The sequence below is a fragment of the Porphyromonas somerae genome (assembly GCF_022845615.1).
Taxonomy (GTDB): domain Bacteria; phylum Bacteroidota; class Bacteroidia; order Bacteroidales; family Porphyromonadaceae; genus Porphyromonas_A; species Porphyromonas_A somerae.
The window spans coordinates 960,253-982,516 of sequence record NZ_AP025559.1; the positions used below are offsets into that span (position 1 = coordinate 960,253).

General features: G+C 46.3%; 20 protein-coding genes and 1 tRNA gene. 5 read left to right on the top strand and 16 right to left on the bottom strand.

Annotated elements, in window-relative coordinates; genetic code table 11:
* Positions 1-8: 8 nt before the first annotated feature.
* From dxs to pdxH, 4 genes are read left to right on the top strand one after another with little or no spacing between them, the layout of a single operon-like run.
* Positions 9-1,910, top strand: a complete 1,902-nt coding sequence (gene dxs / locus MWL85_RS04030) for a 1-deoxy-D-xylulose-5-phosphate synthase (protein ID WP_244401515.1) — start codon at positions 9-11, stop codon at positions 1,908-1,910.
* A 6-nt stretch (positions 1,911-1,916) separates the two neighbouring features.
* Complete coding sequence (gene trkA / locus MWL85_RS04035; RefSeq protein WP_018028198.1) at positions 1,917-3,260, top strand: Trk system potassium transporter TrkA; 1,344 nt, start codon at positions 1,917-1,919, stop codon at positions 3,258-3,260.
* Between the two features lie 10 nt (positions 3,261-3,270).
* Positions 3,271-4,767, top strand: a complete 1,497-nt coding sequence (locus tag MWL85_RS04040; protein ID WP_018028197.1) for a TrkH family potassium uptake protein — start codon at positions 3,271-3,273, stop codon at positions 4,765-4,767.
* Positions 4,768-4,796: 29 nt separating this feature from the next.
* On the top strand, positions 4,797-5,447 hold the full coding sequence (gene pdxH / locus MWL85_RS04045; protein WP_018028196.1) for a pyridoxamine 5'-phosphate oxidase: 651 nt from the start codon (positions 4,797-4,799) through the stop codon (positions 5,445-5,447).
* Positions 5,448-5,784: 337 nt separating this feature from the next.
* On the opposite strand, the gene MWL85_RS04050 is transcribed toward pdxH, so the two are convergent.
* The 6 genes from MWL85_RS04050 to MWL85_RS04075 all read right to left on the bottom strand — a co-directional run bounded on the left by MWL85_RS04050 (position 5,785) and on the right by MWL85_RS04075 (position 12,502).
* Entirely contained in the window at positions 5,785-6,405 is a 621-nt protein-coding gene (locus MWL85_RS04050; RefSeq protein WP_244401516.1) for a metallophosphoesterase family protein, read from the bottom strand.
* Positions 6,406-6,726: 321 nt separating this feature from the next.
* The gene (locus MWL85_RS04055) at positions 6,727-8,460 is read right to left on the bottom strand and encodes an alpha-1,3-galactosidase-related protein (protein WP_244401517.1); all 1,734 of its coding nucleotides are present in this window, start codon (positions 8,458-8,460) and stop codon (positions 6,727-6,729) included.
* Positions 8,457-9,377, bottom strand: coding sequence for a tRNA epoxyqueuosine(34) reductase QueG (queG, locus tag MWL85_RS04060; RefSeq protein WP_244401518.1), 921 nt, complete (start codon positions 9,375-9,377; stop codon positions 8,457-8,459). The genes MWL85_RS04055 and queG overlap by 4 nt, the downstream gene beginning before the upstream one ends.
* A 6-nt stretch (positions 9,378-9,383) precedes the next feature.
* Positions 9,384-10,154: an MBL fold metallo-hydrolase gene (locus tag MWL85_RS04065; RefSeq protein ID WP_244401519.1), complete on the bottom strand. Its 771-nt coding sequence runs from the start codon at positions 10,152-10,154 to the stop codon at positions 9,384-9,386.
* A 1-nt stretch (position 10,155) separates the two neighbouring features.
* Positions 10,156-11,202, bottom strand: coding sequence for a UDP-N-acetylmuramate dehydrogenase (gene murB, locus MWL85_RS04070; RefSeq protein ID WP_244401520.1), 1,047 nt, complete (start codon positions 11,200-11,202; stop codon positions 10,156-10,158).
* A gap of 10 nt (positions 11,203-11,212) precedes the next feature.
* Positions 11,213-12,502: a replication-associated recombination protein A gene (locus MWL85_RS04075; protein ID WP_244401521.1), complete on the bottom strand. Its 1,290-nt coding sequence runs from the start codon at positions 12,500-12,502 to the stop codon at positions 11,213-11,215.
* Between the two features lie 319 nt (positions 12,503-12,821).
* Here MWL85_RS04075 and MWL85_RS04080 point away from each other — a divergent pair.
* Positions 12,822-12,894: transfer RNA gene (locus MWL85_RS04080), tRNA-Lys, on the top strand.
* Positions 12,895-13,037: 143 nt separating this feature from the next.
* Here the strand turns inward: MWL85_RS04080 and MWL85_RS04085 are convergent.
* From MWL85_RS04085 to MWL85_RS04130, 10 genes are read right to left on the bottom strand one after another with little or no spacing between them, the layout of a single operon-like run.
* Complete coding sequence (locus tag MWL85_RS04085) at positions 13,038-13,478, bottom strand: hypothetical protein (protein ID WP_244401522.1); 441 nt, start codon at positions 13,476-13,478, stop codon at positions 13,038-13,040.
* Positions 13,408-13,839 (bottom strand): structural protein P5, encoded by a 432-nt coding sequence (locus MWL85_RS04090; protein WP_244401888.1) that lies wholly within the window; start codon positions 13,837-13,839, stop codon positions 13,408-13,410. The genes MWL85_RS04085 and MWL85_RS04090 overlap by 71 nt, the downstream gene beginning before the upstream one ends.
* Complete coding sequence (locus MWL85_RS04095) at positions 13,799-14,356, bottom strand: phage holin family protein (RefSeq protein WP_244401523.1); 558 nt, start codon at positions 14,354-14,356, stop codon at positions 13,799-13,801. Before MWL85_RS04095 ends, MWL85_RS04090 begins: the two co-directional genes overlap by 41 nt.
* 2 nt (positions 14,357-14,358) lie before the next feature.
* Positions 14,359-17,946: a hypothetical protein gene (locus MWL85_RS04100; protein WP_244401524.1), complete on the bottom strand. Its 3,588-nt coding sequence runs from the start codon at positions 17,944-17,946 to the stop codon at positions 14,359-14,361.
* Between the two features lie 6 nt (positions 17,947-17,952).
* Positions 17,953-19,689 carry a terminase TerL endonuclease subunit gene (locus MWL85_RS04105; protein ID WP_244401525.1) on the bottom strand — a complete coding sequence of 579 codons (1,737 nt, stop codon included), beginning with the start codon at positions 19,687-19,689 and terminating at the stop codon, positions 17,953-17,955.
* Between the two features lie 16 nt (positions 19,690-19,705).
* Complete coding sequence (locus tag MWL85_RS04110) at positions 19,706-20,251, bottom strand: phage tail tube protein (RefSeq protein ID WP_244401526.1); 546 nt, start codon at positions 20,249-20,251, stop codon at positions 19,706-19,708.
* Between the two features lie 19 nt (positions 20,252-20,270).
* Positions 20,271-20,636: a hypothetical protein gene (locus MWL85_RS04115; RefSeq protein WP_244401527.1), complete on the bottom strand. Its 366-nt coding sequence runs from the start codon at positions 20,634-20,636 to the stop codon at positions 20,271-20,273.
* On the bottom strand, positions 20,633-21,226 hold the full coding sequence (locus MWL85_RS04120) for an HK97 family phage prohead protease (protein WP_244401528.1): 594 nt from the start codon (positions 21,224-21,226) through the stop codon (positions 20,633-20,635). The genes MWL85_RS04115 and MWL85_RS04120 overlap by 4 nt, the downstream gene beginning before the upstream one ends.
* On the bottom strand, positions 21,201-21,812 hold the full coding sequence (locus MWL85_RS04125) for a hypothetical protein (RefSeq protein ID WP_244401529.1): 612 nt from the start codon (positions 21,810-21,812) through the stop codon (positions 21,201-21,203). Before MWL85_RS04125 ends, MWL85_RS04120 begins: the two co-directional genes overlap by 26 nt.
* Positions 21,809-22,264, bottom strand: coding sequence for a hypothetical protein (locus MWL85_RS04130; protein ID WP_244401530.1), 456 nt, complete (start codon positions 22,262-22,264; stop codon positions 21,809-21,811). Before MWL85_RS04130 ends, MWL85_RS04125 begins: the two co-directional genes overlap by 4 nt.

Consider the following 22,264-nt stretch of genomic DNA (forward strand, 5'->3'; position numbering starts at 1 on the left):
CATAAAAGATGGAGCAAAGTAATTACCCATTATTAGATACAATAGACTCACCAGACGATCTAAAGAAACTGCCCCTCACAGACTTACCCAAACTCTGTGAGGATATTCGGTGCTTTCTCTTAGAGACGTTGAGCAAGGTTCCTGGCCATCTAGGAGCTAATTTCGGTGTGGTTGAATTGACTGTAGCGCTTCATTATGTGTTTGATATTCCCCATGATGAGATAGTATGGGATGTAGGGCACCAGTCATACGTACACAAGATACTAACGGGTCGAAAAAAGGATTTCTCTACGCTTCGCCAATGGGGAGGTATAAGTGGCTTTACCCACCCTAATGAAAGTCGGTACGACTCATTTATATCCGGTCACGCTTCCAACTCCATTTCAGCCGCCTTAGGAATTGCTATTGGAGCATCACTGCAAAATCAAGAGAAGAATGTAGTCGCTGTTATTGGAGATGGTGCCATGACCGGTGGCCTAGCATTTGAGGGACTTAATAATGCCTCCAACCACCCCAATAACTTACTCATTATACTCAACGACAACCATATAGGTATTGACCCCATCACTGGTGGACTCAGTAAGTATTTGGTTCGAATCAATACGAGCAAAGTATACAATAGCCTCAGACATAAGGGGTATCAAGGATTGAAGAAGCTTCGGCTTATCGATGACTCTAAGAAGAGAAATTTACTCCGCTTCAATAATAGCCTGAAGGCACTCATCAATAATGATAAGAATCTCTTTGAAAGCTTCAGTATACGGTACTTTGGACCTACTGATGGGCACGACGTGGTTGAACTAGTTAATACCCTCAGAAGCATTAAAGACTTCAAGGGTCCAAAGTTACTTCACCTCAAGACCATCAAAGGCAAGGGCTACAAACCTGCTGAAGAGAGTGCTGTGGTATGGCATGCTCCAGGTCCCTTTGACCCAAATACAGGTAAGAGGAATGTGGCACCTGAGCTTCCCGACACCCCACTTAAATACCAAGAGATTTTTGGGCAAACCCTCCATGAGCTCGCAGAGATGGATGAGCGAGTAGTAGGTATCACCCCTGCCATGATTTCGGGTAGTTCCTTTAATTTTATGCAACACGAGTACCCCAATCGTGTCTTTGATGTGGGTATTGCAGAAGGCCACGCCGTAACATTTGCTGCTGGCCTTGCACTCAAAGGGGAGATACCATTCTGCAATATTTACTCTAGCTTTCTACAGCGTGGATATGACGAGGTAATCCACGATGTAGCGATGCAGTCAGCCCCAATCATTCTGTGCATAGATAGAGCTGGGCTCGTGGGCGAGGATGGGATGACACACCAGGGAGCTTATGATATTGCCTATCTCCGCACCATTCCTGGTCTCACCATCATGTCGCCTATAGATGAAAAAGAGCTCCGCCAGATGATGTTCACAGCCTACAAGCATCATAAGGAAGGACCATTTGTGATACGTTTTCCAAGAGGAAAGGGTGCTTGCAAAGATTGGAAAGTGCCATTTTCGGAACTACCTCTTGGCAAGTCCATAGAGCTCATAACTGGAGAAAAGGTAGCATTTGTATCCTATGGGCCAGTAGGCAATGAAGCCAAACACGCTGTAAAAGAGCTAAATTCTCTCGGATATCACCCAGGACATGTCAATCTCCGTTTTGTAAAACCTCTAGATACAGAGATGCTTGACTACTTAGCCGAGAAATACGACACCATTATCACGGTCGAAGATGGCTCATTGGCAGGTGGCGTAGGTAGTGCCCTACTAGAATATTATGCAGATAAGGGAACTCCTATCCGTATTAAAAGAATAGGCATACCAGATCAGTTTATTAAGCAAGGAGCTGTGGCTCTTCAGTATCAATATGTAGGCTTGGATGCTTCATCACTTATTGATACAGCTATCCAGATGTTTAAGTAATAACTTATGAAAATATTAATTGTTGGAGCCGGAGAAGTAGGCACTCACCTAGCTGAGATGCTATCACACGAGGATCATGATATTGTGCTCCTCGATTCAGAGCCTACCAATCTAGACTTTGTCTACAATAACAGGTTGGAGATTATGCCATTCGTAGGGTCTCCGATTTCCTTCAAGGATCTAAAGTCAGCAGGTGCCGAAAGGACCGACCTATTCATAGCTGTAACCCCAGAGGAGTGCGACAACTTAGTTGCTTGCCACATGGCTAAAACTATGGGCGCCAAAAAGACCTTAGCCAGAATTAATAATAGCGAATACCTGCTCCCTAATTATAAAGAGCACTTTACCAACCTTGGGGTGGATGATATGATCTATCCCGAACAGCTAGCCGCCCAAGAGATTGTTAGTAGTCTTAGTCTACCGTGGGCCAAGCAATATTGGACCATCTTTGATAAGAAACTAGACCTCGTTGCAGCTCGAGTGACTCCCTCCTCCCCTCTCGTTGGGAAAAAGCTGATCAATCTCTCAGACTTTGAGGATAAGGTGATGCATATTTTGGCCATTGTACGGAATGGCCATACCATCATACCACGTGGTCAGGATGGCATTGAGGTCAATGATGTCCTTTACATCACTTCTATGCCCAAGTACCTCGATCAGGTGAGGAACTTCTGCGGGCAGGATAAGCTAGAAGTGCATAGAGTCATCATCATGGGCGGTAGTAGAATCGCCCTCAAAACGGCTCAGCTACTCCCTGATGATCTGAACATCAAGATTATAGAGCGAGACTATGATAAGTGTATGAAAATCTCCGAAGTGGTCGCCGATCATACCCTCGTCATTCATGGAGATGGCAGGGACCCCGACCTATTGGTCAATGAAGGGATCAAGAAAACCGATGCCTTCTTGTCCCTCACCAGTTCATCGGAGAGCAATATGCTCGCCACCCTCAATGCCAAAAGGCTTGGGGTGCCCATCTCTGTTTGCCAAATAGAGAATCTCGACTACCTCGACATAGCCAATGAGATGAAGATAGGCAACCTCATCAATAAAAAGCTGATTGCCGCTTCCGTCATATTCAGATACCTACTCAATATTGATATCTCCAATGCCAAAACCCTATCCATAGGGCAAGGTGAGGTGCTCGAAATAAACGTACGTGAAAAGTCATTAGTCACCACCAAGCCGGTGATGGAACTTAATTTACCACAAGAAATTACCATAGGCGGCTTGGTGAGGGATGATCAAGTAATACTCGTAGAAGGTAAAACTCAGATTCTAGCTGGCGATATGGTGATGGTTTTCTCCCAAAACGCCTCTCCAAAGGATCTGAATAAGCTTTTTGGATAGTTCATACGATATGCCATTCATAGATCACAACGAATACGAAACCAAGCGAGGCTTCAACTACAAGTTTGTCGCCCTCGTGCTAGGGCTACTCAGCCTATTCCAAACCATCTTCTTACTGATATGCCTGGGCGTCTCCTTGCACTATCATGATGATGGATTCAAAGCACTCCTCACCACCATTGGCCTTAATTTCGTGGTCGGATTGCCTCTAGCACTCTATGGAAAAGGACAGAATAGCTATGATACAGGGCGAAGAGAGGGTATGGTCACCGTAACCCTTAGCTGGGTATTGACATCTCTATTGGGTATGATGCCCTACCTATTAGGCGGCTTTATCCCCAACGTTTCAGAAGCCTTCTTTGAGTCCATGTCGGGCTTCTCGACCACTGGAGCCAGCATCCTCACCGATATCGAAGCACTCCCACGTAGCATCTTGCTTTGGAGAAGTATCACACAGTGGATCGGGGGCATCGGGATTATCGTATTTATTGTAGCCCTAGTCCCCTTCGCAGGAGAAAGTGCCTCCGTAGTTTACGACCACGAGACCACCGGCATTACCCACGACCGTTTTGTGCCCCGCATCGGCGTCATGGCGAAGTGGATCATGTTTATCTACATCATTCTATCCATCCTTTGTGTACTCCTATTGTGGGCTGGTCCCTTTACATTGTACGAAGCAGTTTGTCACGCTGCCACTTGCATCAGCACCGGAGGATTCTCGATTTACAATCAATCTATTGCCGAGGTTAATTCCGACTATATCATTATCGTCCTTACTATCTTTATGCTCTTTGGTGCCACCAGCTTCACCCTGATCTACTTCGCTACCGTTCGCAAAGAGCCCAAGAAGCTGTTCCGAGATTCAGAGTTCCGCTGGTTCATTTCCATCATCGTAGTCATCTCTATTGCCTCAGCCCTTTGGCTCTACTTCGGTGAATACTACACCTCTTTTCCTCAAGCATTGGAGCACGCTACATTTCAAGTAGTCAGCTTGTTCTCCACCACGGGATATGTGATTCAAGACTACAACTTTTGGGGGGCACCATTTTGGATCATTGCTCTATTCCTCATGTTTGTGGCAGGGTGTTCAGGCTCCACTAGTGGAGGGCTCAAGACCATCAGGTTCAGCATCCTCACCCGCAATCTCCTCAATGAATTTACCCGACGCACCCACCCCCAAGCCATTGTACCATTAAGGTATAACGGCACAGTGGTCAAGGATAAAGTGATCACACAGGTGTACAACTTCTTCTACGCCTACCTCACCCTATCCATTATCGCCACCTTTTCCATTTCACTAGAGGGCTACTCCTTTACCGATGCCGTATCCGCCTCCATCGCCTGCATATCCAGTTCAGGCCCAGGGCTCAGTGCCTTCGGACCTTTCTCCAATTATGCTAGCTTAGGCGACTTCAATACGTTTTTACTTTCATTCCTAATGCTGGTCGGACGCTTGGAGATATTCACCGTAATCACGCTACTACACCGTAGCTTTTGGAGAAACTAAATAGAGATCTTTTAAAGAAATACTTTACTATGGACTTACATGTAGAAGACATTAGAAGGGATTATAAAGTAGGGAGCTTATCCAAAAAAGATATGCCCGCCGACCCTATTAAGAAAATGGAGGAATGGCTGGAAGAGGCGATCCATCAAAAAGTAATTGAGCCTACAGCTATCATTGTAGCTACTTCTACCCCCGATGGGCACCCCTCCACCCGAACCGTATTGCTCAAAGAGCTAAAGGATGGGAAGGTTATTTTCTACAGCAACTACGAGAGCCGTAAAGGCCAACAGATCCTCGACAACCCACACGTATCGGTCACCTTCCTCTGGCACCAGCTTGAGCGACAGATTCACGTAGAAGGGATCTGCCAACATGTTGCCCCAGAGGTGAGTGATGCCTACTTCAGCAAGCGACCTTATATGAGCCGAGTAGGAGCCCGGATCTCCCCTCAGAGCCACCCGATCCCCAGCCGTGCCTATATCGTAGCAGAGTTTGCCAAGGAGAGCCTAAAGTACACGGGTACTCTAAGAAGAGTCCCCAGACCAGATACGTGGGGAGGTTTTGAAGTCACGCCTAACAGAATCGAGTTTTGGCAAGGGAGAGAGAGCCGACTTCACGATAGGTTCCTATACGAACTCCAACAAGATGGCACCTGGTCCCTCGTAAGACTAGCACCATAATAGGAGTTGCATTATCGGACCAAAGTAGAAAGCCAATAAAAAGGTCTCAAACGCTAATGTTTGAGACCTTTTTATTATGTGAATGAAATTGTCCTAGGGGGTGTCTTTCAAAGGTGTAATAGAGTGAATAAAAACTCTTGCACGAAGGCTCATAAAATTGAGTTGCATCAAAGCAAAAGTTTAGTTGCAACTAAGCAAATGCCGAGATGCAACAAAGCAATCACTTAGTTGCAACAAAGCAATCACCGAGATGCAACTAATCCTAACACTTGTATATATACCAGAAAATCAGAAGGTTAAAAATAAAGACACAGCACTGCAATTTCCGTTAGTTTTTTTATAGTAGTCTCAATTTACCTATTTCAAATTGAATTGGGGATTTGGTCCATCTCTCATAGCTCTCCCCCATCAAAGCACAATTAATAAAGGTAGTACCATCCTCCTCTTTCACACCATAATCTTCGTGCATATGCCCAAAGATGTGGAATTTCGGTTTTACCTTCTTTACTATATTTAATAAGGTATGGCTTCCATAATGACCATATAACTCTGAGACATCTTGCATTCCATAAGGTGGTTGATGCGAGACCAATATATCAATATCATTCTCACAAATAGCTTTTAGCCTAGGAGGGAGCTCTTTACTACCATAGGGCTCCACATAAAATGGAATGCCACAGATCTTTATTCCCTCGATAATCACACTTGAATAGTTGAGAAAATGGCAATTTGAAGGCAACCCACTTATATTACCTCGCAGCAGTGCTTCATCATGATTTCCACAAATGAATACTTTGTGCTTATGAGGAAGGTTGGTAAACCACTCTAAGAAGTCCAGTGCTTCCTCCTTTGCTCCAATCATAGAAAAATCACCTGCGTGAATAAGTAAATCAGCATCTGGAGGTGCTTCACTTCTCCAATGCATCCCATGCGTGTCGCTTATCGCTAGTACTCTCATCTCAATCAAGAATCTGACTTTCAAGGCTTACACTATGTGGGAGCCTCATTCCACGTCTATCTTTTTGCAAAGATAATACTCTCTTAAGCCAAATTTGGGCACAGGATTAGTTAGCTGATCATCTCCCATCTCGTCTAATAAACTAAATTTTGGTGGCAATTTGATATATAATATGAGGAGACAGAATGGTCGTTAGTGATATAACCCTGTAGAACTATTTTCATAAAGCCTAGTATTTATTAATTGAGGAAATGAGTTGGTTAGTTAGTGGCGAAGTATTGAGTAGAGTGTAGCCTTTATTTATTCTCTAATACTGGTAAATCACTGTGGATCTGAAGTAATGATGGTGCCTACATTAATGAACTTAGAGGTAGTATCCTGAAATAGCGAAATATAGTCGTTATTCATTATTACTTGATTATTTTCAAAGAGTAGTTTTCTAAGCGATTGCGCATAAACTAGTGGCGAGGGGAACATATCAAAACGATTATTCCTGACGAATACTTCTCCGTGATAGTACGCTCCTTCGATCATTCTCTGCACTTGTGGTACTATAGAGATAATTCCATCTGTAAATTGGTAGCGAGCGGTAAGGGCATTGATAAAGTGGTTGTCTTCAATAATCACCTTCTCACACGGGCCACTCTCAAACCACCCATTGGCGTCACCTGTGAGCAATATGGCACTCCCATGAGTATGATCGAATAGATTACCTCGGCATTCTACTCTACGAGGAGTAGAAAACAGTGCCCCACGAGCTCTATTATTCCTTACGATATTATTGGCAAAGGATACGATTGGATAGGCGGAGATGTTTTCGATGGCTATCGGCTCAGTAGTTTCTGGCAGGGCTTCACTCATTGTTATCTTGAGCTGCTTTGGGGATAGCACCTCCACTTGGCTAGGCAATAGCTCTATGATGGGCAGTAAAGTAGCTCTTGAGATAATCCGAAGGGTGTCGCCAGTGTGGTACCAATTATATCCAAAGGACTGCGGATGCGCGAAAGTAGCTATCATCTCAGTGGCTGAAAGCATACTATCCACCCTTAGGTAGGTGCCGTGGACATTAATGGCATCATCAGCCATATTTTCGTAAAGACCATGATTGGAGATAATCTGCCCTCTACATCCAGAAAAGTGGGTAGCATCGGCCACAGTAGTAAAAACTCGAGGGCTATGCTCTTCAAGCGACACACTAAAATGGTCCAAAGTGATATCGCTACTATTCTGAGCCAAAAGCCCCATTCCATTAGCGAAATGCACCTGCACATTTCTCACCTTAACCCTCTTTGAATCTGTAATTACAATACCAGGGAAAGGACGAGCATACGAGCGTAAAGCATAACGGTCACCTAGTTCTAGATAGGGCACTTCTCCCCACCCCTTTAGAAGTAGAGTATAAGCTTTTATCTCTGTGATACTCTTAGGATCAAAGCTAGGGTCAGTTCTTCCCCACTTCATATGCCCATCTGCACTGAAAGGAAGTGCAGAATATACCTGAATGGTATCAGAGTCAGCAAGCACAGAAAGCTGATTGTCCTTGATGAGGTAGCTGGTTTCTGGCAAGAGTTGCACCACTACCTCGTCACTCAAGCGATTAATATCCACCACCTCAATCTGAGTCATTGCGGGCTGTGGATAGTCTATAGAAAAGCCTTCTATGGTTACCTTTTCACTATCCTTGACCATCAGAGGAATCACCCCACCATGAAACTGCAAGTGAGTATTGTCGCCTTTAATAGTTAAGTCCTTAAATCCCTCCACCATAAGAGCAACGGAGCGCTGCTCTCTATGGTCGTGATTAGAGATAAATAGCTGGCAGCTAGGTAGGGTTTCGCTATAAATATGGAGGTGACCCTTTGGCAAATGGATCGTTACCGACTTTCCAGCTTTGGATGCCACCTTGGCATCTGCTAGTAACTTTTGCAGGGCGGGGCCATTAGTTTTGGTGGTTTTATTGACTACCGCTCCATAGTTCGACAAATAGAAATGGGCTTCCTGTCCTTCACAAAGGAGGAAGAAGAGGCTCAGTAGTAGGAATAGAATTTTCTTCATTCTGGGTTATTGGATAAGTATACTTCGGTATTTCGTTGCATCTCAGGGAGCTTTGCCCTCGTCATTGCGGTACCATAGAAGAGGGTAGCGTAATGCTTTTCATCGAGCTCCTCAAGGTCCTTCCGATCGAGGTGGAGGAGCTGTGGGAAGGGGGTGAATAGCGAGGCGGGCCTAGGAGATTGGTTGTAGGGGCAGACATCTTGACAGGTATCACAACCGTAAAATCGACGTCCAAACCGCTGTGCCAGATCTGGTGGAATAGCACCTCGATGCTCTATGGTAAGATAGTTGATGCATCGGTGGGCATTCAGCCCCTCCACGGTGAGGGCCCCTGTGGGGCATGCCTTGAGGCACCTTTGGCAATCGTGACAGGAGTGGGAACACCTTTGGTCGCTTTCCAACCTAAGGGAGGTCAGCAACTCTCCAAGGAATAGGAAGCTTCCCACCGCAGGGACAATAAGGTTGCGATGGTGGCCGATAAAGCCGATCCCCGACTGTACCGCCCAGTAACGCTCCAGGAAGGGAGCGGTGTCTACCATTGCCCGATAGGTATGGGGTGCAACCTCAGTATGGATTCGCTCGGCAAGCCCCAAGAGCAATCGTTTCATCACCTTATGATAGTCTCGACCGAGGGCATATTTAGCCACTTTTGGTGCCGTTGCATCTTGCCTCTGTGGGGGGTAATAACTAACTGCCAAGATGATGACCGAGGAGGCTTGGGGTAAAAGCAACTGAGGGTGCTGTCGTTGCTCCATATATCGCTCTAGGTAGGACATACCAGCGTGGTTGCCGTGCGATAGCCAATTTTTGTACCTTGCTATTTCGCTATCCGCCACCTGGGCAATAGGGGCAAACCCGACCGCATCGGCCCCCATCTCCATAGCAATACTGCGTATTTGGCTATTGAGCGACTTCATATTGCTTTAGAAGGTCAACTCCAAGCGGTCGTAGGCTGGGAAGACCCCCTCGGGGCACATCTTCTCAATCTCTTGGTGCGTGCCGAAGGTATGAGCAAAGTGAGTAAGATAGGCTCTTTGGGGCTTTATCTCCTCAATGAAATGGAGCGCTTCTTGGAGGGTGATGTGTGCAGGGTGTTCATAGAGCCGTAGGGCATTGATCACGAGGGTAGGAATTCCTTTGAGTTGGTTCATCGTCTCCTCTGGTAGCGTTTTGCAATCAGTGATATAAGCCAATTTATCAAATAGGTAACCTACTATTGGGAGCTTACCATGCATCACTCGGATGGGCTCCACACGACTCCCATCCTTAAGTACCATAGGAGTGCCTACACAAACCTCGTGCATTACGATATGGGGCACACCAGGGTAGCGGTGGTCTACAAAAGCGTAGGGAAGTCGGCACATGACCGCCTGAATAACATTGGTCTCCGCATAGACAGGCACTTCAGGCTTGTTCCTAAAGAGCGGACGCATATCGTCGATACCACCGGTATGATCGTAGTGCTCGTGGGTGAGGAGGATACGATCAAGATTGTGGCACTGTACGCTGAGTAACTGGCTACGAACATCTGGACCGCAATCGATCAGGATATCCTCGCCCCCATACTGAATCAGTGCCGAGGCTCTATATCGCTGATCCCGTGGGTCTTGTGAGGTACAGGTGGGGCAATCGCAGCCGATTTCTGGTATCCCTGTACTAGTTCCGGTTCCTAAAAAGGTGAGCTTTCCCATCATTTTATCTTCCTATATTTCCAATGCTCTCCTGTGCACCGCTCCGCACCATTCGTACCTCGGGGTGTAGCTCTATATCAAATTGCTTACGTACTGCCTCAATGATCCGCTGGGCAAAGTCTACTACCTCGTAGCTATAGGCATCGCCATAATTGACAATCACGAGGGGTTGCTGTGGGTAGGTACCTACGTTGCCATCCCTTACCCCTTTGAGCCCAACCTGCTCAATCAACCATGCGGCTGGGATTTTGAACTTCTCCTCGGGCAAAGCGTAGTGTGGCATCTCTGGGTACTGAAGCAGTAGGTGGATGAAGTGAGGTTTATCAATAATTGGATTCATGAAGAAACTACCTCCATTGGGGAGTACCTCGGGGTCGGGTAACTTGCTTTGGCGGATACGAATCACCTCCTCCACAATCCTTTGGGGGGTAATGGCGGGTAGCTGACGCAATGCCTGCAGCCCTGCATAATGAAGGTTGGGCTTCGGTAGCTTGGAAAGCCGATAGTCGACCGCATAAATCAGCTCGAACTGCTGTGCCTTCTCCTTGAAAACAGAGTAGCGATAACCATATTGGCACTCCTCGGCAGTCCACGTACGCTCTTCTCCTGTCTCTAGATTGATACTATGAACCGCCTCTATCACATGAGAGGCTTCTGTCCCATAAGCTCCAATATTTTGGACTGCCGAAGCCCCTACTTCGCCAGGGATCATGGCTAGATTTTCCAAGCCCCATAGCCCTTTTCCGGTGGTTTCGATGACCAACTGGTGCCAGTTTTTACCCGCCTCTACCCTTAGAAGGAGGATCTCTTCATTTTCCTCCAAAAGCTCCACCTTTTGCCCCGAGTAGTGCAGCACCGCTCCCCTAAAGTCGCCAATAAAGAGCAAATTGCTTCCCCCACCCTTAATCATCATGGGCAAGGTACGGAAATACTCGTCGCGATATAGCTTCTGGATATCTTCTTTTGATTCGAGCTCAATGTAAAAACTCGCTTTGCAAGCCATTGCAAAGGTGTTGAGTCCCTTTAGTTCAAAGCCTTTGTGTATCTGCATGATATTTATTCTAATGATTTTTATTCTTATTTCTTACCTCCGCAAGTCTCGCTTCGTGTGGGTTATCGGCAGGTTGCCAAAAACTACTTCCTAGCAGAGCATCAGGTAGGTATTGCTGGGCCACGAAATGACCAGGGTAATCGTGTGGGTAGATATAATCCTTGCCATACCCTAGCTCCTGCATCAGCTCTGTAGGTGCATTACGTAGGTGCATAGGTACCGGGTGGGCAGTATGATTCCGCACATAGGCCAGTGCTTGGTCTATAGCTAGGTAAGCACTATTGCTCTTTGGGCTACAAGCGAGGTAAATGGTCGCTTCGGCCAAAGGGATACGCCCCTCGGGCCACCCAATCTTGTCCACAGCATCAAAAGCACTCTGGGCAATCAGGAGGGCATTGGGGTTGGCCAAGCCTATATCCTCAGCCGCCAATATCACCAACCGTCGGGCAATAAAGCGGGGTTCCTCCCCACCCTCAATCATCCTTGCCAACCAGTAGAGTGCTGCATCTGGATCACTCCCTCTGACACTCTTAATGAATGCGGAGATAATATCGTAGTGCATCTCCCCACCCTTATCATAGACGGCTGGATTTTGCTGTAGATAATGGGCAACTAACTGGTTATTGATCAATACCCGCTTATTTTGGGATGCATCGGGCATAGTGGTTAGTAGCTCCAGGATATTCAGGAGCTTCCGTGCGTCCCCACCCGAAGCGGCAAAGAGGGCATCTGTCTCCTGAATATCAAACTGGTACTCCTTCAGCACTACATCCTCCTTCGTCACCCGCTCCAAAAGCTGTTGCAACGCATGGGCGTCAAGCGACTTCAGCACAAAGACCCGACAGCGGGAGAGCAGCGGCCTAATCACCTCAAAGGAGGGGTTTTCCGTTGTGGCACCAATAAGAGTGATGCTTCCCCGCTCCACAGCGTGAAGCAGAGAATCTTGCTGCGACTTACTAAACCGATGTATCTCATCAATAAATAGGATCGGTGTCTTACCACCACCAAAGAGGCCACTCCGCCGTTCGTCCGCTTTCTGGATCACCTCACGAACCTCCTTCACCCCTGCCGAGACAGCACTAAGCGTGAAGAAGGGAAGCCCCATCTGCTCACTGATAATATGGGCCAAGGTCGTTTTCCCTACTCCAGGAGGACCCCAAAGGATAAAACTCCTCAACAGGCCACTCTCCAGCATCTCGTACAGGGGAGCACCTTTCGCCACAAGATGCTCCTGCCCTACATACGCCGACAGCTGTGTAGGGCGCATTCTCTCAGCCAATGGTGCCAATTGCTCGCTCATAAGCCACTTTCAAAAAATGATCCTTCTATCCCTATTCACTACCCTCCTTAATTTCATTTTGTAAATATACCCATTTTTTCAGCCAATAGAGAGAGGTTCACCAAGAACGTCACTCCTATCCCCTCTATTGATTGTTGTCACTTCGTCGAGATAGGGTCTCCGTTTTCATCTGGGTAGCGTCTGTTATTTATAGAATAGTCTTATAAGCATATCATTTTAATGGCAAAATGGTTATGAAATAGGTTGGATTAGGAGAAACCAATGTAATTTCTTTGTATACTTGAAATATTTATGTACCTTTGCAAAGCTTTGAAAGCGGGATCTGCTAGCTCAGTAGGTAGAGCACAACACTTTTAATGTTGGGGTCTTGGGTTCGAGCCCCAAGCAGATCACATACTTACGCTCGCAAATGCGTCAAAAGTCGCTCCACGTGCTGTAATTGATTAAAACAAAACAGCCCCATATATGCACATAGAAGCATACATGGGGCTATTATTTTCCCCTAAAAACAGACGGTGGTGCGGTTTTCCCCACCTCATAAGTATTTACTAACAAAAAGCAACACCACCCCTACCACTATGAGTGCACCCGCAACCCACAACCAAATTGAGGTGCTACTCCTCGGATCCGCGGCGATGGTACCTTCGTTATTCTTTTCAAGGTAAATAGTATCTCGCACAACGCTTTTTATATACCTATCATTGATAACCTGTCGTTCAATGCCACTTAATCGTATTGTCTCCGTCTTTAGAATAGAGACTGTATCCACTATCGCATAAGTGCGTGCCACCAGCACGTCGTACTTGCGTGTCGCACTGTCCGTCTTAAACGCAGAGTCAATACGCTCTACAGTAGTGCGGTGCGACTTGGTCGTTCTCGTCCAAGCCGAGCATCCAACAAACAAGCTAACGATTAATACTACGCAGATATAACCTCCAGCCCTCATCAATGTCCGTGTCAAACCAAGATCGCCCATTCTCAACTCGTGTTATTGCTTTTGCTAATGCTTTCATCTGCTTTTCGTCTGTAGCCACTATCACCGTCGCCTCCGTTCCTCCGATTTCGTTCAGCACAGAGCGAATGTACGCATTCGTATTATTCTCATTATTTGGAGCGTACCGATGAAATATAGCGGGCACAGTGTTAAGTCTGTACTTTGTGATATAGGTGTGCAGCACCTTAAATAAAGCTCGGTAACCGTACGCCATCGTCTTAAAGTGGACAAAGCGTGGGTCAGGCTGTTGCTCCGACATTCCCAGCCATCTATCTGCAGTGCGTTCAATATTTCCGGGATTGTTATTCCTCAACCCCCTCGGCATTGTCTGTTTTCCTCTCATACTCCTTTATTATCTTTTTTATTTTAATGATATCACGATTTGAAAGCTCGGTAAGATGCTCCTCTTCCTTATCATCACACTCCTCGGTGAGAAATTTCAGCAGTGCTTCTGCATCCTTTTTTGTCAGGCTCCTATACAGCGACTCACTCGCTTTTTTGATGAGTTTTCGCTTCTTTGGGTCACGGTGTTCGAATACACTCTTAACCTCTATCGCACACAGCAGTATTGCGAAAAACGCTGTTGCATACGGTGCTGTAAATAGCCCTAGCTGACCATACACATCACAGAGATATAATATTATATCAATTGTGGTCCCCATCATCACCACACCATAGTAACGCACCAGCTTGTCTACAGTCTTACGAAGCCCCCAGCTGGCTATCGGTATGCCACTACGCTTTGCGTAATGTATAGCAGTGACTAGGTCTATTAGAATAGCAATCACCACTGCTACATATATCCAAACGAATAGTGGTGCCTTGTCCACTAACAACTCAAAATCAAAAAACTTATTCATAATTACCTACGCCTGCCAGTTGTACTCCTGCCAACTCTCCTCCCATCTATGCCAGTGTTCGTTGGTACGAGCCGGTTTAGTCTAAAATAGTCTTTCACAGTGTCCTCCACCATATCCTTATACTTCCCATTTGATAATGCAGGATAATACCCAGTGTTTTTGAGTATATCATACGCTCCACTATCAACATAAGTATATTCATCGGTAGGGCTTCGCCAGTCTAATGGGGCGAGTGCCTTTGGGTACAAGACCCCATTCTTGGCTTGCTCTAGGATATACATTGGTGTTAATACTACTCCATGCGTAATATCCAACTGCAAGCTATACTCGCATTGGCTCAAAAAGCGAAGTATGCACTGACGACCGTCCGAGCTAAAGTTAAATCTCTTCTCATAGTTGCTATAGTAATACGCATGTGGTAACCCATTAGTCCCGATGAGCGTCACAGTTTGAGCAAACACTGCTCCCCCTAGAAGTGCGTACTTGCTCTCTATGTTGTCTTTAATCTCATCAAGGCTAATACCATAAAGGTTCTGCGTTGGCATAAGTGCCTCAGTTATCGGCATTGCTAACAGCTGTGCCTCCTCCGTGTCACCGTTGTCGTTCTTGCTGAGCCACGCACCACCGTAATCTGAGCCACGTGGCTCTGCTGTTCCCTCTTTGTCACCACCCTCTAGATAAGGTCTTCCGAAGTAATTACGATCCCACCTAGAGACGCCTGCCGGATTAAAAAACTGCATCCCCCTACTGCGATTAGGAGTGCTTGCTTTTAATGTTACTCCTTTTAACTTCACAAACAGTGTAAAGCATTCATATAACATCGCCTGTAAGAGTTCTATCTGTATGCGTTCATTCGGCATTAGATACTTAGACTTATACAATCCAGCAATGTACTCGTCTATACGACTGTCGCCAAAACTCCTGCCGAAGCCACTCGTGTCTAGCTCCTTTAACCTTATATCGCACAATTTCCGAATTTCCTCGTCACGGGACTGTACCTTTCTTATTCCACGTAGCTCTATAGACACTTGATCCACAATCTCACTTTGGGATATAATACACCGCACCGTCGCACCCGCCTTTGCGTCTTTGCCGAGTTGCACCGTCCCATAGCATGTCTCTCGTCCATTTACGAGAAACTCCAATTCAAACTCAAGTAGCAACGTCCTCATCACTGCACTGTACGTATCCTGCAACTTCGTTATTATACTACCACCCAAGTACGCAGGTGAGACGAGCTCCTCTATTGGTACAAGCTCGCAGTCAAAAGATAGCTCATACCGCATTTCAGTTTGATATGACGTGCGAGGTTTTAGGTGCCTTGTGTTAATAAATAGTACACGCTTGCTATTGTCTGTCAGCTTCTCTTTGTCTTTACTTGGTGAGTCCCCCGACAGCTGGAATGCAGCCTCGCCATCAATGACGTATGTATGTCCAAGACCGTACATAGATGACGACTCCACGCCCTCTAGTGCGTTCCCTAATAAGTAACGGTCAAGCCTCGGTGGTAATTGCTTATTACGCAAAAGACGCATGTGTGGCACCTTGTTGTAAGATGCGTAATTGCGATCCTCCTTCTGCTTCTCTACAATTTTGTCGTATGTATCACTTCCTCGCTTCGCCACCCGCCTTTGCACTGCGACCTCACTCCCCATATACCTCTCGTTACGCATCGTTAATGGTGCGTAAGAAAACGATGACTCATTTGAATTAAATGCAAAAGACCACCCAAACGATGATAGCGGAGGACGCACCTCAAGCTGTGTGGTGTGTACCTTTTTAGTTATTGGCTGGTAGAGAGAGTCAATCCAAATAGGGTCAAGAGGATGCTGGACTGTGAATTTGAATTGCCTAGGGACGAGACGCACCTTATCCCCGTCTATAACCACAGATCGGCCGAGTGTCTCCAAAGTAGCACTCAGGAGGTCGTACAGCGTAAACGTGTCCTCCATACCGCCAAGCTCAAACACAGCCTGCAAGTCCTTATCCTCTATCACGCCATTGTTGCACCTTGTCTCCAAGTATGGAATGTGTAGTGTCCTCAGTGACTCGTCAATAATAGCCATTATGTGCATTGGCTCCATTACGTCACGTGTGTATGTCTTGCTTTTCAAGAAAGCCGTATCACTGCCTCGAAGAGTGAGCGTCTGCACTGGGTGCGACCATAGCTTGTCAAGGAGCTTTTTGTAGGCGACAGAGCCGTCATCACCACTCTTTCCACGCTCGTCCTCCAGCTTTTCAAGCAACTCCGCATCCTCCACGGTTGCACCGTTACCACCGCCAGTGCATAAATATGGGTCTATCTTAAACTCATACCCACCGTCAAGGACGTAACGTGACGCACGTCTATATACCCACCAGCTATTATCATAACGTTCTATTTCCTTATTGCTCCGCACAGGAATAATACGCAAAGACAAAGCACCACCACGCTTCTCAAAGTAGGTCAAAATGGATATCCAAGCCTGCGGAGCTCGTGTTAATAGTTTAACCTCAACGTCACTGCCGTTTATAGGATTGAATGCGTAGTCGTAGTCCTGCCTAGTTATCGTAATTGGGTCGTGCTCTAGCATTAATGGGAAAAAGCTAGCAATAAGCTCGTGGCTCTTTAAGAATATAGGGTCTTTACTACTACCCCTCATCGGTATGCGAGCCTGTAGGAGTATATAATAGCTGTCTGCCCGATACCTATTAAAAAACGCTAGTGGTATATTGGTGGTGTCCACGCTTTTAAGGTCAGGCAGTTTGCCATACCGCTCTTGTTTTATTGTGAATGTAGCCAAAGTCACCGTCTCCTCATCTTGTGTCTTTGCATACATCTCCTCCTCGCCCTCAGTTACTCCAGCTGGGTCAACGCAGTAGAAAAAGTTATTATCCTTTACGTGCATATATGCTAATGGGCTCCACTGCATATCGTTCAGCTCCTCCACAATGTGCTTTAGCTCTTTAGGTATCTCGCCATTGTCAGGTGTTGGATCAGGCTCGGGATCGGGCTCAGGCTCAGGCTCAGGCTCAGGCTCGGGATCAGGATTAGGATCGGGCTCGGGATTAGGAATTGGACCCACTCCATTCCACCAAACGTTGGTAACCCCAGTGTATTCAGAGTACGGTGTTGCGTGAGGATCCTCCTTACCGACTATCCTCTCCATCTTTATGTTTTTTATTGCGATGTGGAAAATAACATTCTCCGTCTCTTTCGTTTTAGCTGGCAAACCACTAACTGCAAAGCGGATGCCGACTGGATTACCTCGGGTAAATCTGTAGCACGCCTCGTACTTATCGGTGATGTGCTGATTTCGATTAGATACACCGAAGTAGTCATCAGCCATATATGATAATACCAGACCATTTGGCACATCTACAATGTCAAAAGATATGGTATATATGCCATCGTCCGCCAACACCTTATCGCTAGCAAGCATAATGAATGCCACACCATTGGCGTTGGGTACATCTCCATTTACAAAGTAAATAACACCCTCATTCTCGTATGGTACTTCGTACACAGCCTTTGTGAGAAAGTGCTTGTCTGTCTCCACTTCTTTGTACACAAAGTTATCCTCCTGCCAATTCCAAAGGTTCTCTCTCATATCTTTTTACTCCAAATTATTAACCAGCCAAAGGTTCATTAAGTTAGTTATCACTCCGTCTATCTTACCGCTCCGCCCGTTACCTTTCATCGGCTTCTTATTCATCATCCTGTCCTCGTCAAGCACTGCGTTACCAAAGCAGTAAGGTGTGATCGGGTTATTGTCAAATGTAATCTGTGCGTGCCTCACTGCTATCTCCAAGCTCTCTACTGGGCTAGTGAATGCACCATAAGTCTGCGGTACAGCGATGAGCCGTTTCTTGTCTACCACACCACGCATAATATTTACAAACTCACGGCTCTTGTAGCTATCATACCCGACAGCCCGAATGTCGTATGGCACTTTCATCATATCCTCGGCTATGCGTGAGTAGTCTATCGTCTCTCCATTAATGATGTTCAAATAGCCCTCATCTGCCCATCGCATATATATCTCTCGGTTGGTATGTGTCTCTATCGTTGCACTAGGTATGTAGTACTTACTCACCGAGTGCCACGGTATTACATTGCCAGTCACTTGGTCTACTCTGTTAGGCGTGTAAAGCAGGTAAGTAACCGCACTGAAGTCGTCACGCACCGATAAGTCTACGCTAGCAAATCCACGCACCGCAAATAGGTTGCCTACGTCCTTACGCATTAACGGCTCAATCAAAGTCGGCTCCAGCCATATATCTTGGCTACCACTAGTAAAGATATTAAGCATCTTATTTCGGAATGCCTGCATATCCTCGCTACTCCTCAGTGCTTTTTTATACTCTTGTTGGTAGAAGTCACTCTTGACGGTAATGCCAAAGTGTGGCTGTACCTTTTGCCATACCGCTGGGTCGGACTCATCATCGTCCTCATCAGGTTCAAAGATGTGACTAAAAACGCTGTCGTCTGTAGCATCGCCACGCAGTATCGCTTTGAAGTGGTCGAGCATTTGTGTAAACGGAGTCTCGTTCTTACCACTAGCCGTTGTAATATAGTACGTGATCGGGTTCTCCCTTGTACCCATTGATGTGGTTAGTACGTTTTTAAGTTCCGCACTATCCGCCTGCGAGTACTCGTCAAGGATGACGACGCTCGCATTCAGTCCGTCCAATCTAGCCGGAGCGTTGCTCAGACACTCAGCGAAGCTGGTCTTGTTCGGGCTGTTGTTATATACCTTTTCTCTGTTAACCTTAAATCTCGTATTCTTTGGGTCTAGTGCTTTTAATATAGCTCGTATCTCATTGAAGCAGATAGTCGCTTGTGTGTAAGAATTAGCCCCAACATACGCCTGTGCATTCGCATCGCCAAAGAGCAGGTCGTAACATGCGAAGCCAGCCATCACAGTAGTTTTTCCAAATTTACGTGGCACGAATAGAAGCACCTCGCGAGTAACCCTCCGATCTGTTACCTCCTCTCCGCTAAAGCTGTCTATAAATGGGTGATGGTAGAAGCCCATTATATTAGCCACTTGGAATGTCTGCACATCACTCATCTTGATGAATGTGCGACCTTTTTGCCCACTGAATGGTATATTCTCAAAGTAGAAAATAAACTTCCGCACCTCTGCTGTACGGAAGTCATACTTGCTCAAGAAATGATAAAAGCGGACAATTGCAAGAAGCTCGTACGCATTGTGCTTGTCTACATTTTCAACTACTCTGTCAATGTAGGCAAGCACACGCTCATCCGCATCGCGTATCGTTTTATCGTACTTTTTGCGATATGCCGACAGCGTATTTACTTCTGCAATTGCTCGCTCCTTTAGTGTCATAAGCTATTGGGGATTATTAATACCCAGTGTCACCTTCCGTACTCGGGCCTGATGGCGTGTTTTTACCACCAGTCTGTGCTCCACTATTCTTAGGCGTGCCCCCTCCCACGGTGCCATCATACTTCCATTTAACTGGACCACATCCCTGCAGTGAGACGTCCAATGTGAGAATACCCTTGGTGTCACCCTTAACGTCTAGTGAAGTGATGATAGCCTCACCCTCCGCCAGCACGTTCTTTGGGTCGGTGATAGTGTAGTTCCCATCCTTGCTTGGCTCTAGGAATTTCACATTCACACGCTGGTCGGAGTTAAATGCGTCCATTAGTTTTGGCAAGCTAAGCTTGTCCTTATCTAGTGTCACGTATGCCGAGCCGCTCAAGTCCCAGCTCTTAATACCTCCAAGCTCATCACGCCAGCCACCACTCATGTAGTTTGTAGTGTCAATTGTTTCTCTGCCGAAACGGACACCAGCACTAGTACCGTAGGCAAGGAGTTCATCATTGATGACGAGCATAAAGTTCTTGCCCAAGCTGTTAATCAGATCTCTACTGTTGTAAGCCATATTAAATGTGTTTAGTTAGTTAGTAAAAATTTATCTCAAACGCTATTGCCTGATAATACTTGTTGTCTTTGTATATCTCCATCAGGTCTACCATTTCACACACAAAGGAGTCCTGCCCGAGTAGTGCGTTCACCACCACACTAGCAACGTCCACGCCCTCGTCGTACTCCTCGCTCACCACGTTTACCTGCAAAGTACAGCCACGGCTGTTAAATACCGTCTGTGGCTCTATTGCACCATCACGTGCGTACACAACGATTGTCCCTTTACTGTTTTTTGGGGCTATCACTGGAAATGCCTGCACCCCTTTACAGTGCTCATCAAGAGCCTGCTGTATGATAGGGAATACAGTCTTACCCAGTTTTACAACGCTCGTCTCGTTCATAGTGAAGCCTCTAGGTTGTTATAATAGGAGGTTGGCACCAAGTCGGGCTTCTCCTCTTTAATCTCATCCAGCCCACGCACGCTCACCTCCGTGCAGGTGTACGCTGGAGTAACAACAATGGACACATCATCAAGGTGAGGAAGCGAGGTTATCGTTCTTAGGTAGGTGCCGTCTGCTCTCTCCTCCCACGTACTGAGTGCGTCCCAAAACGCAAAACTGCAACCACGGATGTCTCCTCTCCGAATAAGCTCCAATGCCTCATCACCTGACGTGGTATGGGGGGCTTCAAACTCAAAGTAGAGCCCATCCTCTCTCAGCTCCAGCTTTAGTGTTCCACTGCCCATATTAGACCTTGCCAACAGCTTGTCAGTGTTATGACCCATATAGGCTTTGATGTCACTATTTGCCAGCGTTTCAGGTGTGATTGCACCACTCGAGATAACCTCTCTAAACCTTAAATCACCGAAGCCAAGCTCCACGCTCTCCTCATTAAAGCGAATAGCAACCCCACGGATCGTCCGTGAGTCCTTTTCAACGGTCGGCTCTATAGCAAACGACCTCACCTCATTTCTTTGCGTACGCTGTTCCATTTAGTATCTTATGTAATTCGTTATAATTTTGCTCTACAAACGCCTGTGCATCGTTATTGGTATCATCGTCCCACGGAAACTTGATAACGTCTTGTGGCGTTAAATTCTTGCTACTATTGCCAAGCAAAGGGCTCATCCCTAGGAATGTGAATATCCGCTTCTCCTCTAGGTGCTTTTTCTGCTTTTCGTTAAGCCCACCGACATATACAGCAATCTCCCATAGCTCCATCTCGTCCATTACGTATTTGGGTGAGATACCACACTCTGCAACCAGCATCCCGATTACACTCGTAACCGTCATATCAGATGTGCTCACATCTGATTTACTTGCGTCTTTAGTGATGAGCTCCCCCCATACACTTTGCTCCGCTAGGAAACCATCTATCTCGTCCATCAACTCACCCCCTTTCTTTGTGTCGCTCATAATCTCATTGAGCACACTTACGGATACCGCCTTCTCCCCTTTCACACAAACGTATGCGTGCAGTAGGTGCGTAATATCCGAGTGAGTTAGCTCCTTACCGCTAAGAATGGACGTGCCACCCATAGCCTCATAAAGTGCTAATATTCTAATGGACTGCTTCATAACCTCTCTAAAAAACGTACGACGCCATCACGGAAGCCTTGCTCCGCAAGACCGATGTTCGCACTTCTGTATATACTTATGAATTTATCACCAATTATGCGACCTCGATCTGGACGCTCCTTGGTGCCATCATTTATCCAGCTTGGGTTTGGCACTATTGCTTTTGGATAGTGATTGTCAGCTATCTGCTTTGCCTTTTTGGCTCTGTTATTAAGTCCAATAACCACTGCTGCATTACCGTTCTTGTTGAATACCCTGCGATTAACGGTGTGCGGCAGTGTCCCTCTGCGGTTATGGGATGAGTTCCTGATGTGAGCCACAAGACCTGCCCGATACCTATTCACAGACCTATATACTACGTTCTTAAACTCCTTTGATTTTGGGTCAAAGTTCAAACGCTTCATGTAGTCTTGGAAATTCTCAATGCCTATTATCCTAGATACAGTAGCCAT